Annotated in this window: 13 protein-coding genes and 1 tRNA gene; 10 read left to right on the top strand and 4 right to left on the bottom strand. The window is 65.2% G+C overall.

From position 1 onward, the window contains the following. Window positions 1-19 precede the first annotated feature (19 nt). From HMPREF0307_RS07670 to HMPREF0307_RS07655, 4 genes are all read left to right on the top strand, one after another. The gene (locus HMPREF0307_RS07670) at window positions 20-280 is read left to right on the top strand and encodes a DUF2249 domain-containing protein (RefSeq protein ID WP_066490781.1); all 261 of its coding nucleotides are present in this window, start codon (window positions 20-22) and stop codon (window positions 278-280) included. Window positions 281-414: 134 nt separating this feature from the next. Next, the gene (modA, locus tag HMPREF0307_RS07665) at window positions 415-1,245 is read left to right on the top strand and encodes a molybdate ABC transporter substrate-binding protein (protein WP_369799440.1); all 831 of its coding nucleotides are present in this window, start codon (window positions 415-417) and stop codon (window positions 1,243-1,245) included. A 27-nt stretch (window positions 1,246-1,272) separates the two neighbouring features. Then, window positions 1,273-3,108, top strand: a complete 1,836-nt coding sequence (locus HMPREF0307_RS07660) for an ATP-binding cassette domain-containing protein (protein ID WP_066490778.1) — start codon at window positions 1,273-1,275, stop codon at window positions 3,106-3,108. 163 nt (window positions 3,109-3,271) lie between these two features. Further along, window positions 3,272-4,021 carry a helix-turn-helix transcriptional regulator gene (locus tag HMPREF0307_RS07655; RefSeq protein ID WP_068801654.1) on the top strand — a complete coding sequence of 250 codons (750 nt, stop codon included), beginning with the start codon at window positions 3,272-3,274 and terminating at the stop codon, window positions 4,019-4,021. A 99-nt stretch (window positions 4,022-4,120) separates the two neighbouring features. Here the strand turns inward: HMPREF0307_RS07655 and thrB are convergent, their stop codons facing one another. The 4 genes from thrB to argS all read right to left on the bottom strand — a co-directional run bounded on the left by thrB (window position 4,121) and on the right by argS (window position 9,593). After that, entirely contained in the window at window positions 4,121-5,050 is a 930-nt protein-coding gene (thrB, locus tag HMPREF0307_RS07650; RefSeq protein ID WP_066490776.1) for a homoserine kinase, read from the bottom strand. Between the two features lie 24 nt (window positions 5,051-5,074). Next, a complete protein-coding gene (locus HMPREF0307_RS07645) occupies window positions 5,075-6,412 on the bottom strand; it encodes a homoserine dehydrogenase (RefSeq protein ID WP_066490774.1) in 1,338 nt (445 codons plus the stop codon). 184 nt (window positions 6,413-6,596) lie between these two features. Next, entirely contained in the window at window positions 6,597-7,940 is a 1,344-nt protein-coding gene (gene lysA, locus HMPREF0307_RS07640) for a diaminopimelate decarboxylase (protein ID WP_066490773.1), read from the bottom strand. Further along, window positions 7,941-9,593: an arginine--tRNA ligase gene (gene argS / locus HMPREF0307_RS07635; protein WP_066490772.1), complete on the bottom strand. Its 1,653-nt coding sequence runs from the start codon at window positions 9,591-9,593 to the stop codon at window positions 7,941-7,943. A gap of 226 nt (window positions 9,594-9,819) precedes the next feature. Here argS and HMPREF0307_RS07630 point away from each other — a divergent pair, with 226 nt between their 5' ends. From HMPREF0307_RS07630 to HMPREF0307_RS07605, 6 genes are all read left to right on the top strand, one after another. Continuing rightward, window positions 9,820-11,472 (top strand): L-lactate permease, encoded by a 1,653-nt coding sequence (locus HMPREF0307_RS07630; RefSeq protein WP_066490769.1) that lies wholly within the window; start codon window positions 9,820-9,822, stop codon window positions 11,470-11,472. 405 nt (window positions 11,473-11,877) lie between these two features. Beyond that, window positions 11,878-12,663 (top strand): (Fe-S)-binding protein, encoded by a 786-nt coding sequence (locus tag HMPREF0307_RS07625; protein WP_066490756.1) that lies wholly within the window; start codon window positions 11,878-11,880, stop codon window positions 12,661-12,663. After that, a complete protein-coding gene (locus HMPREF0307_RS07620; RefSeq protein WP_066490754.1) occupies window positions 12,663-14,210 on the top strand; it encodes a LutB/LldF family L-lactate oxidation iron-sulfur protein in 1,548 nt (515 codons plus the stop codon). The genes HMPREF0307_RS07625 and HMPREF0307_RS07620 overlap by 1 nt, the downstream gene beginning before the upstream one ends. Continuing rightward, on the top strand, window positions 14,210-14,845 hold the full coding sequence (locus HMPREF0307_RS07615) for a LutC/YkgG family protein (RefSeq protein ID WP_066490752.1): 636 nt from the start codon (window positions 14,210-14,212) through the stop codon (window positions 14,843-14,845). Before HMPREF0307_RS07620 ends, HMPREF0307_RS07615 begins: the two co-directional genes overlap by 1 nt. Window positions 14,846-15,070: 225 nt before the next feature. Beyond that, complete coding sequence (locus tag HMPREF0307_RS07610; RefSeq protein WP_066490750.1) at window positions 15,071-16,669, top strand: alpha/beta hydrolase; 1,599 nt, start codon at window positions 15,071-15,073, stop codon at window positions 16,667-16,669. A gap of 119 nt (window positions 16,670-16,788) precedes the next feature. Beyond that, window positions 16,789-16,862: transfer RNA gene (locus tag HMPREF0307_RS07605), tRNA-Arg, on the top strand. The last annotated feature ends 81 nt before the right edge of the window (window positions 16,863-16,943 follow it).

Genomic DNA, 16,943 nt, shown 5'->3' with positions numbered 1-16,943 from the left:
AACCGAAAGGACCATAGCCATGCAGCTGCCCATCTCTGACGCCCACAAGGGCAACGACATCCCGACCCTCGACGCCACCACGATTCCGCACGCCGTGCGCCACGGCGCCATTCATGGTGCGCTGGGCACCCTCAACGTGGGTGAGTCCATGGTGCTCGTCGCCCCGCATGACCCAATCCCGCTGCTGCGCGAGATCGAGGCCCGCGAGGAGGACTTCGAGCTCGAGTACCTCAAGAAGGAGCCGCAGGAGGTGCACATCAAGTTCACGCGCACCGCGTAAACTCCTCTGCCTTCGCACCATCGCCCCGCCCCACAGTGCGGGGCGATGGTGCGTTTTTCATCAGATATTTGTATTTGCACCCACTAAACTTGAACCCATTACTCGCCTCTGCAGAAAGTTCACTCATGCGTCTTATCCGTCCGCTTCTCGCCGTCCTTGCAGCCTCTGCCACCGCCGTCACCTTGAGCGCCTGCTCCCCGACTCAGCAGAAGGACTCGAGCACCGGCTCGGCCGACACAGCCGCGTCTGCGTCGTCCGATAATTCCGGGGCCTCTAACACCCCGGCTTCCGATGCCGCCGAATCCGTGCAGCTGGCTCTCTTCGCCGCGTCCTCGACGCGCGTCCTCAACGAGGCCATGGAGAAGGCCGCGGCAGACATCCCGGCCACGCTCACCTTCAACAACGGTGGTTCGGCTGCGCTCGTCCAGCAGATCAAGGAGGGCGCTCCGGCGGACCTGTTGCTCACGGCATCGAAGAAGACGATGGACCAAGCGGTCGCGGACGGCACCGTAGACGAGCCGCAGACGCTAGCCGAAAACGTCATGGTCATGGTCGTGCCCAAGGGCAACCCGGCGGGAATCACGTCCCTTGATGACCTGACCGAGGACACGACCTTCGTGCTCTGCGACCCCACCGTGCCGTGCGGCGACGTCTCGACGAAGATCATGGACGACAAGGGCCTCGACCTCAAGGCAGACTCGCTCGAGAGCCAGGTCGCGGACGTGCTGGGCAAGGTCACCTCCGGCGAGGCCGACGCAGGCTGGGTCTACTCCACGGACGCCGCAGCCGCCGGTGATGCCGTCGAGGTCATCGAGATTCCGGGAGCCGAGAAGTTCACCAACTCCATCCTGGGCGCCACCGTCAAGGATTCCGAGCACAAGGACGCGGCGACTAAGCTGTTGAATACGCTCGCCGATGACTTCGATTCCACGTGGACGGAGTTCGGTTTCACCCCGGCTGATTAGTTCCCGGATACCCCACCTGCTGTTTACATGAACGCCACTGACCTCGAATCCCCGCTTCGCCTGCGCCGCGCTCCAGTAGCGACACCGGTCGTCTTCACCGTGCTGGGTATCGCGGCAGTGGCGTATATCGTAGGGCCCATCATCGCCTTGGGCCTGCGCGTGCCGTGGGGACGCTTCGTCGAGATTGCCGCGCGTGCCGAGACCCGCGAGATGCTCATCATCACGCTCGCGGCAGCCGCACAAGCAACAGTCATCGCGGTAGCACTCGGTGTGGGGCTGGCCGTGTGGCTGCACAACCTGCGCCGCGGCGCATCCATCGTACGCCTGCTTGTCTACGTGCCACTGGCCATGCCTCCGGTCGTCGCAGGCCTCGCGTTGACCGCAGCTTTCGGGCGCCGCGGACTGCTCGCCCCGATACTCGACGCCCTCGGCATCCAATTCGCCTTCGACTTCTCCGGCGTCGTGTTGGCGCATATCTTTGTCGCGCTGCCTTTCGTTGTGGTCGCCGTCGACACGGCACTGCGCCAAATCGACGGGGAGATCCTCGCCTCGGCGCGCGGCATTGGGCTCACGCAGTGGCAGATTCTGGGCAAAATCACCGCACCCATGACGGCCCCAGCCATCCTCACGGGCGCCGCGCTCGCCTTCGCACGGTCCCTGGGTGAGTTCGGTACGACGATCACCTTCGCCGGTTCCATGCCTGGAATTACGCGCACGATGCCGCTGGGCATCTACCTCGAGCGCGAAGTAAGCACCGAAAACGCCTACGTGCTCTCAGCCATCCTCATCGCGCTCGCCATCGTCTCGCTCGCGGTGGCTGGCCTGCCGACGCTGGTCCGCAAGACTCCGCGCCAGCGCGCCCGCGAGCTGGGGTGTCTCGATTCCGCGCGCCTGCGCGAGCTCACCGCACCGGACTCAGCGGCCGCGGTCACGGTGTCCCACGGCGACCACACGACGGTCTTCCCGGCCGGCACGATCTCCGCCATCATCGGCGAAAACGGCGCCGGTAAGACGACGCTCATGAATATCATCGCCGGCCGCGTGCGCGCGGACGTCACAGTGGACGCTGGCGGCGGACGCGTGGTCATGCTCACGCAGCGGCCGGGCCTGCCGCCCACGACGACGGCGTTGGGAGCCGTCGCTATGGTCGTCGGCCGCGAGAAGGCAGCACAGATGCTCGATGCCGCCGGACTCGCCGATGTCGCCGACGCCCGCGTGCCCACGCTCTCCGGCGGCCAGGCCGCGCAGGTCGCCCTGGTCCGCGCGCTCGCTGCGCGTCCGGCGGTGCTCATCCTTGACGAGCCACTCGCCGCCGTGGACGTCGCCTCAGCCGCGCGGTGGCGCCGCTTTCTCCATGCCACCGCGCACGACCGTACGACACTCATGGTCACTCACAACGCGCTCGACGTCGCGGGACTCTCCTCCTTCGCGGCCGTACTCGAGGGCGGCCAGGTTGTCACCGCGGGCCCCACGGACACGCTGCTGCGCACGCCGCCCACGCCGTTCGTCGCGGGACTGGCGGGACTCGGGATGCTCCATGTGACGGTCACCAGCACCGACGAGGTCGTGTGCGCTGGCACGCGACTGCGCGTCGACACCGATGGCCTGCCGGAAGGCGCCGCCGCGTTGGCCACGTTCCGACCGACGGCGGCCAACATCGTGGACTCAGACGACGGCCTGGCGGGCAAGGTCATCGCGGTCACGGCGACGACACTGGCGGATGCGACGGCGAGCGTCGACCTCGGCGCGGGCGTCGTGGACGTGCCCATCGATGCTGCCACCGCGGATGCCCTCACTCCGGGCATGAGCGTGCGCTGCCATATTCCGGCCTCAGAGCTCAAGGTCTACGCTGCAGCGTCGTAGCCTTACTTTCGGGGTGGTGTAATATTTACGGGGTTCGTGATGTTTATTACAACATCGCAGAAGAATGGGTACGCCGCTCTACGCGGAGTAATCTCAAAGCTGTTATCTCTTCGAGTGAACGTTTTCGCGCTCTGTTCAAGCGCTTGTCATCAAGGATGTGAGTATGCCTTCTACGCCGCGCTCATCCACTGAGCTCTTTCCCGAGGCCCTGCGCCTGTCTCCTAAGCAGCGCGAAGTTCTCACCACGCTGCAAGATTTCCCGCAAGGCGCACGCGCCGCGGAGATCGCAGACGAGCTCGACATGCATGTCAACACCGCCCGCGGCCACCTCGACGAACTCGTCGCCGCTGGTGCCGTGCGTGTGATTACCGCGCCCGCCAAAGGCCGCGGACGACCGTCGCTCATCTTCCAGGTGCGCATTCCGGACAACCGCTCCATCGCCGAGGAATACGTCGCGCTCATCAGCCTCATGGCGGAGATGCTCGCGGACAAAGACAGCCTTGACGATTTCCAGTCCGAGCAGGCCCGCGAGATTGGCCGCCGGTGGGCACAGACCATGACAGACTGCGGGCGCGACGGTGACGATCCGCTCTCCCCGCTCTACCGCAAGATGCGCGACATGGGCTTCGATCCCACCATCGACGCCCAGGAACTTAATTCCACCGGCGTCTCCGCGATGGAGCTGCATGCCTGCCCGTTCGTCGCGGCGGGCGTCCAGCCCTCTCCCTTCGTGTGTGCAGTCCACGACGGCTACCTCGACGAGCTCTCGCGCCGCGACCTCAAGGGACGCCTGCACCTCAAGCTCATTCCGAAGTCCGGAAACCGCATCTGCCAGGTTCACATCGAGCGCGTTGAGGCGGCTGAGCCCGCCGCTGCTGAGCCTGCGATGACGACTGCAGGCAGCGCAGCGTAAGACTAAAGCCCGAGCGGCGTGCTGCGGCTCGCGCCCCACGACGACAGCTCCCCTTGCCGTTGGCAAGGGGAGCTTTTGTCGTGCGTCTCTGTCCGGTGTCTAGGCCCGGGAGACGGTGACCTCGACGGGGCCTGCGACCTCGAGCTCGAGGACGCGCAGGCCAGCGGCGCGGGCGTCGTCGAGAATGGCGGCATCGATAGGCTCAGTGTGCAGGACCGCACAGGTCGGGCCCGCGCCGGAGAGGTACGCGGCGTAACCGCGGTTGCGCAGGCGGTTGACCCACTCTGCGGTCACCGGCAGGACGTCCGAACGGTACGGCTGGTGCAGGCGGTCGCGCGTGCCTTCCCAGAGCAGCTCCGGGTAGTGCTGAAGCGCTGCGACCTGGACGGCGGTACGCGACACGTTGAACGCGGCATCGGAATGCGTGACGTGCGACGGCAGCACGCGGCGCACAGCCTGCGTCGACGCGTGGAAGTCCGGGATGAGCGCAGTGACCTTGATGTCCGGGTGAACGTCAAGGGTTGCGGCCTTGTACTCCGGCGCGGTGCGGCCGTCGACGGGGACGGTGGTCCACGAGACGACGGCCTGGCCAAGGACAGACGCAGACGAGTTATCCGGATGACCCTCGAAAGCCGCAGAAAGCTGCACCAGCTGCTCATTGGTGAGCGGTGAGCCCGCCAGGCCGTTGCCAGCGGCGACGCCCGCGACGGCGGCGGAAGCCGAGGAGCCAAGCCCCCGCGACTGCGGGATGGTGTTATGGCAGACCACGCGCAGGCCCGGGGCGTGCGCGTCCGCGGCGGTGAGCGCCGCACGGATGGCCTTGACCACCAGGTGGGAGCCATCGTGCGGGAGCTCGTCCGCGCCCTCGCCGAAGATCTCCACCTCGAGGCCGGAGGCGGTGACCTCGACCTCAACGGTGTCGTAGAGGCTCAGCGCAATGCCGAGTGTGTCGTAACCGGGGCCCAGGTTCGCCGAGGAGGCCGGAACCTTCACCGTGGCGGTCGTGCCGACTTCAATGTCAATGCTCATGAAGAATTACCTTAGTCGAGCGGACTAGTTGTCGAGGCGGATCACGGAGTTGACCGCGTGGACGTCGTCAAGGCCAGAGAGGTGCTCGACAATGTCCGCGAGGACAGATTCGCGCGCAGCATGCGTGACGACGATGAGGCGGGCGGTCTCGCCGCGGTCCTCCTGGCGCACGGTACGCAGCGAGACGCCGAACTCGGCGAAGACGTTGGAGATAGCTGCGAGCACGCCGGTGCGGTCCGCGACCTCCATGTCGATGTGGTAGCGAGTCTCAACCTCGCCAAAGCTGGCGATGGGCAGGTGCGCGTAGGTGTTGTCCTCCGGAGCGCGGCCGCCGTGGACCTTGTTACGCGAGGCACCGACGAGGTCACCGAGGACGGCCGAGGCGGTCGGGTTACCGCCCGCACCGTTGCCGTAGAACATGAGGGAGCCTGCGGCCTCGGCCTCGACGAAGATCGCGTTGTAGGACTTGTTGACCGACGCCAGCGGGTGGTCCTTCGGCACGAGGGTCGGGTGGACGCGGGCGTTGACGGACTCGGTGCCGTCCGCAGCGGTGAGACGCTCGCAGATAGCGAGGAGCTTGATGGAGTAGCCAGCCCGGTCGGCGGCTTCGATGTCCTCGGCGGTGATCTTGGAGATGCCCTCGCAGTGGACGTCGTCGAATGTCACGCGCGTGTAGAAGCCGAGGGAGGCGAGGATGGCTGCCTTGGAGGCGGCGTCATGCCCCTCGACGTCGGCGGTGGGGTCTGCCTCAGCGTAGCCCAGCCGGGTGGCTTCGGCGAGCGCGTCCTCGTAGGAGGCGCCGGTGGTCTCCATCGCGTCGAGGATGAAGTTCGTGGTGCCGTTGACGATGCCGGAGATGCGCTGGATCTTGTCGCCCGCCAGCGAGCGGCGCAGCATGCCCACGACCGGGATGGCGGCGGCGACGGCGGCCTCGAAGAAGAGGTCGACGCCTGCGGCGTTAGCGGCGGCGGCGAGCTCATCCGCGTGCGCGGCTACGAGCGCCTTGTTGGCGGTCACGACAGACTTGCCGGCCCTGAGCGCAGCGAGGACGAGCTCGCGCGGGTAGTCGATGCCACCGATGACCTCGACGACGACGTCGACGTCGTCGCGGTTGATGAGCGCATGAGCATCCGTGGTGAGCAGCTCCGCAGGAACGCCCGGGCGCTCCTTGGAGGTGTCCGAGACAGCGATGCCGCGAACGGCGACGGGGCCGCCGATGCGCTGCTCAAAGTCGTTGGCATTTTCGTTGATGAGTCGGAACACCTCGGCACCAACGGTACCCATACCCAACAGCGCGATGCCGACGGTCGCGCCGATACCCTTGCCGTGGCCATAGGTGGTTGCTGCCTGGTTATTCGCCATGAGGTGTCCCCTTGAAAATAGTGGGTGTAATAATTGCTTCCGCTCATAATACAGACCCCTCGGTCTACTCGCGCACTAGTCCCCCGCCGATGGGCGGCACATCAGTAGGAGAAAACGTCCGACGCCCCGCTGAACTGGGAATTCCAGGCTGCGGGGCGTGAATAAATATTGCGTGCGGTGGGCTTTAGTCGGCCTCGAGAGCGAGCAGATCCGCGACGGTTTCGCGGCGCAGCATGAGGCTGGCATCGCCATTGCGCACGGACACGATGGCTGGACGCAGCGCACCGTTGTAACGCGAGGACATCATGTACTGGTACGCGCCCGTCGTAGCAAAAGCGACGAGGTCGCCCGTCGTGATGTCGCCGGGGAGCGTGCGCTCGTCGATGAGAATATCGCCGGACTCGCAGTGGAAGCCCACGACGCGGGAGTCGACGGACGTGGCCTCGGTCTCGCGGCCGACGAGACGTACGTCGTACTCGGAGCCGTAGAGAGCCGGACGGATATTGTCCGACATGCCGCCGTCAACGGACAGATAGCGGCGGATGGGCAGCTCGGCCTTGCCGGTTTCCACGTCCTTGACGGTACCGATGCGGTAGAGCGTGACCGCAGACGCGCCCACGAGGGAGCGGCCGGGCTCGACGAGGACGAAGGGTGCGGCGATGCCGAGCTCCTGGGCCGTGCGGTCTACGGCGGCCAGCAGATCCGCGGCGAGCGACGCGACATCGAGGGCTTGCTCGTATTCCATGTAGGGAATGCCAAAGCCGCCGCCGAGATCGAGCTCGGGCAAGGCGACGCCGAGCTCGGTGTGGATACGCTTGTAGAGCGCGAGCACGCGCTCGGCGGCAAGCTTGAAGCCCTCCGCGTTGAAGACGGACGAGCCGACATGGCAGTGCAAGCCCACGAGGTTGAGGTTGGAGGCCTCGAGGCACGCGCGGGCTGCGTCGAAGGCGGCGCCGGTAGCGAGCGAGATTCCGAACTTCTGGTCCTCGTGCGAGGTGGCGATGAACTCGTGCGTGTGGGCGTCGACACCGGGCTTCACGCGGATCATGACGTTCTGGACGCGACCCGCCGCGGCGGCAATCTCGTTGAGCTGCGCCAGCTCGCCCTCGTTGTCCAGCACGACGTGAGCCACGCCGTTGTCGACGCAGAGCTCGAGGTACTCCTTTTCCTTGTTATTGCCGTGCGCGGTCATGCGCGACGGCGGGAAGTTCGCGGCGAGCGCGATCTTGCACTCGTTGAGCGAAGCGACGTCAAGGCACAGGCCTTCCTCGTTGACCCAATTGACCACGCGCTTGGTGATAAACGCCTTGGACGCGTAGTGGATGTGGTCCGGGCCTCCGAAGGCGTCCGCCATCTCTCGGCAGCGCGCACGGAAGTCGTCTTCGTCGAAGACGTAGAGCGGCGTGCCGAACTGCTCGGCGAGCTCCGGCAGCGGGACGCCGGCAATGGTGACGACGCCGTCCTCCTCGCGGCGGGCGTTGCGCGGCCACACGTGCGCCGGCAGCGTGTTGAAGTCCGTCGTGCTCACTTACATCTTCTCCGGCGTGGACACGCCCACCATGGTAAGGGCGTTGGCGAGGACCTGACGGGCGGCATCGGCCAGCGCGAGGCGCGCGGAGTGGATCGGCTCGGCTTCCTCGCCAGCCTTGGGCAGGACCTGGCACTGGTCGTAGAAACGGTGGAAGACGCTGGCCAGCTCCTCAGCGTAACGCGCGATGCGGTGCGGCTCGCGGAAGTTCGCGGCGGCCTTAACGACCTCCGGGAACTCGCCGAGGGTACGGATGAGGTCACCCTCCTTGTCGTGCGTGAGCAGCGCGAGGTCCGCGCCCTCTGCGGACACGCCGATCTCAGACGCCTTGCGCAGGATGGAGCAGATACGAGCGTGGCCATACTGCACGTAGTAGACCGGGTTGTCCGAGGACTGCGAGGTCCACAGCCCCAGGTCGATATCGAGCGAAGAGTCGACGGAGGAACGCACCAGCGAGTAGCGAGCGCCGTCGACGCCGATGGCCTCGACCAAGTCATCGAGGGTAATGACGGTGCCGGCGCGCTTGGACATCTTCACGGCGACACCATCGCGCAGCAGGTTGACCATCTGGCCAATGAGGACCTCGACCTGGTTCGGGTCGTAGCCCATGGCCGCGGCGGCCGCGCGCAGGCGCGCGATGTAGCCGTGGTGGTCCGCGCCGAGCATGTAGATGGCGAGGTCGTGGCCGCGGTCAAACTTATCCGCGACGTAGGCGATATCGCCCGCGATGTAGGCGGCGTCGCCGTCGGATTTGATAACCACGCGGTCCTTGTCGTCGCCGTAGTCGGTGGATTTCAGCCACCAGGCGCCGTCCTCGAAGTAGAGCTTGCCATTGTCCTTCAAGTGAGCGACGGCCTTCTCCACCGCGCCAGACTCGAAGAGGGAGTTCTCATGGAAGTAGACGTCAAAGTCGACGCCGAACTCGTGGAGGGAGTCCTTGATGTGCGCGAACATCATCTCCACGCCCGAGGCGCGGAACTTCTCGCGGATCTCGTCCTCGGTGCCCTCCAGGGCGTCCGGAACCTGCTCCATGACCTTGGCCGCGATCTCCTGGATATAGTCTCCGCCGTAGCCATCCTCCGGGGTCGGCTCACCCTTTGCGGCGGCAACGAGGGAGTTAGAGAAGCGGTCGATCTGGCGGCCGTGATCGTTGAAGTAGTACTCGCGGGTCACGGCGGCGCCGGAGGCCTCGAGCACGCGGCCGAGGGAGTCGCCCACGGCGGCCCAGCGGGTGCCGCCCAGGTGGATGGGGCCGGTAGGGTTCGCGGAGACGAACTCGAGGTTTATCTTCTTGCCCGCGTATTCCTCGTTGGAGCCGAACGCAGCGCCAGCCTCGCGGACTTGAGCAACGATGGCGCCCTGCGCGGCGGCGGCCAAGCGGATATTAAGGAAGCCGGGACCGGCGACCTCGGCGGAGTCGATGGCGGCGTCGGCCGAGAGGGCATCGGCAAGCCAGGTAGCAAGCTCGCGCGGGTTGGCGCCGGCCTTCTTAGCGACCTGAAGGGCGAGGTTGGTGGCGTAGTCGCCGTGTTCCGGGTTGCGGGGGCGCTCGACGGTCACGGACTCGGGCAGGACGGAGGCGTCCAGATCGTGCGCGGCCATGACGGTCGCGGCGGTGTCGCGAATGAGCACGGAAAGATCTGCAGGATTCATAGGGACAAATTCTATAGGTCATGCACGGCCGGGGCACCATTAGTCCCTGCTGGACCGCGGCAGGTTGCACGCAGCTGCCCCCGTCTGGCGTGAGGTAGATGTCATAGAACCGACAAATGTGGAATAAATCGCTAACCCCGGTTTAGTCTAAGAAAGACCAACCCATCCTCTTTATCGATCGAGCAGGGCCACCGTGTCCTGTTCTGCCTAGGGAAAGCGAGTTCGTATGAACACCTTTCAGATCACGACAGATGCCATAGCTGGCTCGCCGGCGCTCACCGCGCTGGTGTCCATCTTGCCGCTCGTCGCCTTCTTCATCATGCTGCTGGGTATTAAGGCCCGCGCGCACACCTCTGGCGCCGTCGCGTTGCTCGTGGCGCTTCTCATCGCCATCTTCGGCTTCGACATGTCCTTCGGCATGGCCGTCTCTTCCGCCGTGCGCGGCGGGCTCTTTGGCTTACTGCCCATCGTCTGGGTCATCGTCACCGCCATCTGGTTCTACGAGATCACCGTCGCCTCGGGACGCTTTGAGGATCTGCGCAAGACCTTCGACCTTCTCGGCGACGGCGATATCCGCATCCAAGCCATCCTCATCGCCTTCTGCTTTGGCGGACTGCTCGAGGCCCTCGCCGGCTTCGGCGCTCCGGTCGCTATTACCGCGACGATGATTCTGGCGCTCGGTGTCAAGCCGCTCAAGGCCGCCACCGTCGTGCTCATCGCAAACACCGCTCCGGTGGCCTTCGGCGCCGTGGGCATTCCCGTCACCACCGCCGGTGAGGTGGGCGGCCGCACCGTCGAACAGACCGCGGACATCGCAGGCCTCATCTCCTCCATCGTCTTCCTCATCGCAGCCGCCGTGCCGTTCTTCATTCTCTTCATCCTTGATGGCTGGCGCGGCGTGAAGGAAGCTGCTCCGGCCGCCGGCGTCGTGGGCATCTCCTTCGCCATCGCGCAGTGGCTCGCGGCGAATTTCTTTGCCTACCAGCTCACCAACGTCATCGCCTGCATCGTCTCGCTCGGCTGTGCGTTTGCATTCCTGCGCGTGTGGAAGCCCAAGAACGTCGACGCCCTGCGTGAGCGCATGGGTCTGCCGGCGCAGGAGACCTCCACGGACCTCACCGGCTCCCGCATCTGGATGGCCTTGCTTCCCTATGCCGTCGTCACCGCCGTCTTCGGCCTGGCCACCGCCGTACCGGCTCTCTTCGGCTTCCTCAAGGTGAAGTTCGCCTGGCCGCTGCTCGATGGCACCGTGCTCGCCACGGACGGCAAGCCCATGGACACCGCGTTTAGCTTCAACGTCTTTGGCAACCCGGGCTCGCTGCTACTTATTGCTGGCATCATCGTGGCGGTCATTTACATGTTCTTCAACGAAAACGGCCGCTACACGCTCAAGGCTTCGGACCCCGTCACGAAGTTTGGCGACGTGGCCAACCGCATGAAATGGTCGGCCCTCACCATCATCCTGGTCCTAGCGCTCGCCTACACCATGAACTACTCGGGCCAGACCATCGCGATTGGCGAGTTCGTGGCCTCGGCCGGCGGCATCTTCGCCCTCTTCTCCCCTGTCCTCGGTTGGATCGGTACCGCCGTGACAGGCTCAGATACCTCCGCCAACGCCCTCTTCGCCAACCTCCAGGTCACCGCCGCCAACAATATTGGCGTGAACCCGGACCTCATGCTCGCCTCGAATACCGCCGGCGGCGTCGTGGGCAAGATGATCTCCCCGCAGTCGCTCGCCATTGCCGCGACCGCCGTCCAAATGGAAGGCCAGGAGTCCAAGATCCTCAAGGCCGTCGTGGGCTACTCCGCGCTCTTCCTCGTGGTGGTCTGCGTTATTGTCTTCCTCATGACGAACGCGCTCGGCTTCCTGGTTCCCTAAAAGCACTTTCCGCACGCCCCGCCCACACTGGCTTTCCTTCAGCCAGCGCGGGCGGGCTTTGTGCGTTCTTGGCGGTTCCAAGACGACCATACTATGGATTGCCCTCCCGAATTACCCCCGTTTTCTTGTGATGAAATCCTCACGCCCGTTCGGAAATCCGGCTTCCCGGCCCGTCTTTTAATAGCGGGCGCGCAGGTAGCGAATTCCGCAACACTAATGTTGCGGAATAAGCGCAGCTAGAAGCCTATTTTTGCGTCGAATTTACACACCATGCGCGGTACTATTTCATACATAACCCCATAACACGTACAACCCAGCGGTCAGTGTCCGTTTCCGTGGAAAATGCTGGCTTCAGCCCTCATCGAGACAACAGGCAGTACTGCTGGAACCCAAAGGAGCGCATACATGCGTATTGCACTGTTTTCCACGTGCATCGGCGACGCCCTGTTCCCAGATGCTCACAAGGCCACGGCCCTCATCCTCTCGCGCCTCGGCCACGAGGTTGTCTTCCCGGAGGAACAGACCTGCTGCGGCCAGATGCACTTCAACACCGGTTACCAGAAGGAGTCGCTGGGCATGATCCGCTCTTACGCGGATGCCTTCGCAGACCCGTCCATCGACTACGTCGTCGCCGCCTCCGGCTCCTGCGTGGGCGCCGTACGTGAGAAGCACGTGCAGCTCGCAGACCGCCACGGCACCGCCGCGGACGTGGACGGCGCGAAGAAGGCCGCGGGCAAGACGTATGACCTCCCGGAGTTCCTCGTGGACATCGCAGGTGTCACCAACGTCGGTGCCTTCTTCCCGCACCGCGTGACGTACCACTCCTCCTGCCACGGCCTACGCTTCCTCAAACTGGGCGACCGCCCGTACCAGCTGCTCGAGCAGGTCGAAGGCATCGACCTCGTCCCGCTGCAGAACGCGGAAGAGTGCTGTGGCTTCGGCGGTACCTTCTCGCTGAAGAACCCCGAGGTCTCCCAGTCCATGTCCTTCGACAAGGCTCGCCACATCAAGGAGACGGAGGCTGAATACGTCACCGGCGGCGACTCTTCCTGCCTCATGAACATCGCCGGTACCCTGTCCCGTCAGCGCTCCGGCATCCGCGCCGTCCACATGGCGGAAATTCTGGCGTCCACCAAGGAGCACCCGTGGACCCCGAAGTCGGCCGCCTACTCCAAGGAGAAGATGCTCTAATGACCACGTTCCTCGACACCACTCCGCCGCGCTCCCCTGAGGGCGTGGGCAACCTCCGCGGTGACCGCGGCTTCGTCCCTGCCGCGCACGATGGCCTCAACAACGCCACGCAGCGCCGCAACCTCCAGCACGCCACCACCACCATTCGTAACAAGCGCCAGCACGCGGTCGATGAGACCCCGGACTGGCAGCAGCTGCGCGACGCTGGCTCCGCCCTCAAGGAAGACGTCGCAGCTCGCATGCCGGAACTCCTCCTCCAGTTTGAGGAGCAGGTCACCAAGCGCGGTGGCCACGTCCACTGGGCACGCGATAACAAGGAAGCCAATGAGATCATCACCTCCCTCATCCGCGCCGAGGACGTCCAGGATGTCGTGAAGATCAAGTCCATGGCGACCCAGGAAATCGGTCTAAACGAGCACCTCGAAGCCGAGGGCATCCACGCCCAGGAGACCGACCTCGCCGAGCTCATCGTCCAGCTGGGTGACGACAAGCCGTCGCACATTCTGGTTCCGGCCATCCACCGCAACCGCGCCGAGATTCGCGATATCTTCGTCAACAAGATGCCGAACACCACGGACGAACTCAAGGCCGAGCCGTCCGAGCTGGCCGAGGCCTCCCGTCTCTTCCTGCGCGAGCAGTTCATGAAGGCGAAGGTCGCCATCTCCGGCGCTAACTTCGGTGTGGCGGAGACCGGCACCATCAACATCGTGGAGTCCGAGGGCAACGGCCGCATGTGCCTCACCCTTCCGGAGACCCTCATCACCGTCATGGGTATTGAGAAGCTCGTGCCGAAGTTCCAGGATCTCGAGGTCTTCCTCCAGCTGCTGCCGCGTTCGTCTACGGCAGAGCGCATGAACCCCTACACCTCCATGTGGGCGGGTGTGACGGAAGGCGACGGCCCGAAAAACTTCCACATCGTGCTCCTCGACAACGGCCGTACCGCCGCCCTGTCGAGCCCCATCGGCCACCAGGCCCTCAAGTGCATCCGCTGCTCCGCGTGCCTCAACGTCTGCCCGGTCTACGAGCGCGCCGGCGGCCACGCCTACGGCTCCGTCTACCCGGGCCCCATCGGCATCTCGCTTACCCCGCAGCTCACCGGCATCAAGGACCACCACGATCCGTCGGCCTCCCTGCCGTACGCTTGCTCGCTGTGTGGTCGTTGTGACGAAGTCTGTCCGGTGAAGATTCCGCTCACCGAGGTCATCCTCGAAAACCGCCACCAGAAGGTTGAGCACGCCGCCCCGCCCATCGAGCCCAAGCTCTTCGGCGCCGTGGGCCTGCTCTGGAACCACCCGCAGCTGTGGGACAAAGTTACCCGCGTCGTCGCTCTGGGCCGCGTGCTCGGCGGCTTCAACGGCGTCATGGAATCCCTGCCGCTGTTCCTATCCGGCTGGTCCGCAGGCCGCGACACCGCGGTGCCGCCAAAGAAGTCCTTCCGTCAATGGTTTGAAACCGAGGACGCCAAGGACCTGCTCGCCCAGGCGCGTGCCGAGGGCCTGCCCACCAATGCCCTCTCGAACGCTCCCCAGAAAGGCGAAGACAAGTAATGGACGCCAAGACTGAGATCCTGCAGCGCATCCGCACCGCCCAGAAGCAGGCAGGTCTCCCCGACCACGTAGAGATCCCCCGCGAGTACCAGACCAAGGGCACGCTCAACGCGCAGGAGCTGCATGAGATGCTCATCGACCGCCTCGTAGACTACAAGGCGGACGTGCACGAGGCCGCCGAGTCTGAGCTGCCGCAGAAGATCGCAGAGATCCTCCAGCAGCGCGGCTGCTCCGACGTGCGCTACGCCGAGGGCATGGACGCTTCCCTGCTCGAGGCCTTCAATGCCGCGGGCGGCCACGCTACTCCGGACTCCCGCGAATCCGACCCGCGTGAGCTCAACGACGTCGATGCCGTCGTCACCGAGTCCCACGTCTCTTCCGCGCAGACCGGCACCATCGTGCTCGAGGCAGGCCCGCTCTGCGGCCGCCGTGCTCTCTCGCTCGTGCCGGACCGCCACCTCGTCATCGTGCGCCCGGACCAGGTTGTCTACGGCGTGCCGGAGATGGTCTCCCGTATCAACCCGGATTACCCAGCCACGTGGATTTCCGGCCCGTCGGCCACCTCGGACATCGAGCTCTCCCGCGTGGAGGGCGTCCACGGCCCGCGTGACCTCATCGTGCTGCTCGTGAAGTAAAACGCCTCCGCGACCCGCCACGGGTCACCACGCCCCGCTCGCGCATCTTTCCGATGCCGCCGGCGGGGCGTTGTGCTGTCGCGCGGCGCCCCGCACGGCACGGGTCAGCTGCGCCATGTAGCCAGCTTTGTTACAGTAAAAAGTAGTTCCAATAGTCTCTGTCGTCCCGTCTCCCGGGCCACCACAACGCCCGCGGCGGGAACGGTCCGTCTTGCAAGGAGTTGTGTGTCTACTAGTCCCCGTCCTCTCCGCGGCCTGCTCGCCACTCTGGCGGCAGCCGCGACGCTGCTTTCCCCGAGCATGGTCGCTCAACCTGCCGCACAGGCTCAACCCCAGGCTGAGAATCGGCCAGCCATCGCGTGGGAAGACTGCCCCGCTGAGGTCACTATCGACCGCGCGCAGTGTGGCCGTGTCACGGTCCCCACGTATTACGGTCACCCAGATCGCGGCACGATTTCCGTCGGCTTCGTCAAGGTGCCCGCGGCCAATCCTTCTGCACGCCGTGGTGCGCTCTTTACCAACCCGGGCGGCCCGGGCGGCGACGCCTACGGGTGGGCTGGCAATGACGCAATTGCGTGGCCACAGGCCGTGCGCGACGAGTGGGACGTCATCGGCGTCCAGCCCCGCGGCCTGCCCGGCTCCACGCCAGTGCGCTGTGAGGAAGCAGGAGGCAGCGAAGCTGACGTTTTCCTTGCCTACGGCAAGCTAGTGCGTGACGCCTGTGAGAAGGGTACGCCGGGCTACACGAACTCGCTCACCACGGAAAATACCGCGCGTGACTGGGAGGAAGTGCGCAAGGCCCTGGGCGAGGACCGCATCTCCATCGCAGGCCTCAGCTACGGCACGTTCCTGGGCTCGACGTATGCCACGCTCTTCCCGCAGCACACGGACCGCGTCGTGCTCGACTCCGCCATGGGAACGAGCCTCACGTGGAACGGCCTCCTGCCCGCACAGCGTGCTGGCTATGAGGGCGCCTACCACGATCTCTTCGCGTACATCGCGGCCAACGACGCACGCTTCCACCTCGGCACGACACCTCTGGCGGTCTACGAGCGCTGGGCTGCTCGCATCCAGCGCGAATCCGGCGTGCGCCCCACCACGCTCCCGCCGAACGCGAAGATTGGCGACCTACCGCCCGGTCTTGAGGTCGTGGGCCAGCCCGGCGCCGATCTCATGACGGCCACGGGCGCGCTGCGCGCCAACGCCAATTTCCTTGCAGACAAGGTGACGCATCCCAATTCCGTGCCCGTGACGTCTACGACCTTCGCGATCACACGCGAGGTCGGCCCGCGCCCCGAGACGTGGGAGAAGTTCGCCGAACACCTCGCAGGACAGCGCGACATGGCCGCGGAAGGTATCGACGGCCTCAGCGAGCAGGACCAACAGAAATTGGTGGACGCGACCATGCAAGCGCAAAATATGCAGGCGCTCATCATGTGCAACGAGAACACCGTTCCTGGCGACCCCACGCAGCTGCCGCTGCTCGTCTGGTCCAACTTCGTGACGGGCGACTTCAATGACGTTTTTCCGGCGCTGTGGGGCTCTGGCACCGCCTGCAGCGGCCGCGGCCCGGTAGCCACCCCGGTCAAGCTCAGCGGCGCACACCTGGCGACCCGCCCGCTCATGCTCTCCGGCACCCGCGACCCGCAGACGCCGTACCGCTACCAAGGCGAAATCCGTGACGCCATGGGCGCCCACCAGGTCACCGTCAACGGTCCGGGCCACGGCCACTTTGCTCTCGGCAACAAGGCCGTGGATGACATCGTGGTGGACTACCTGCGCACCGGTCATACCGCCGCTACCTCGGCACCGGGCCTGCACTAGGACTTCCGCTCAGTCCAACCACCACGCCACCCCCGGGGCAATTCCTGATCCGGGAAGGGCGTGAGTTAGACTATTCCTCGTTGCGTGCGCAGTGCCCGGCGGTGCTGCGCACAGCACATGCCTCCGTAGCTCAGCGGATTAGAGCATCGGTTTCCGGTACCGAAGGTCGCAGGTTCGATCCCTGTCGGGGGCACAATAAAAATCCCGTTGACCAGCAGAAATGTTGGCCAACGGGATTTTGTTTGCACGTCTCAACGTTCGGCCCCTCGCCACT

Origin of the sequence: Corynebacterium sp. DNF00584 (assembly GCF_001552965.1) — a bacterium.
GTDB lineage: Bacteria > Actinomycetota > Actinomycetes > Mycobacteriales > Mycobacteriaceae > Corynebacterium > Corynebacterium phoceense.
This window is presented reverse-complemented; position numbering and strand designations above follow the sequence as displayed.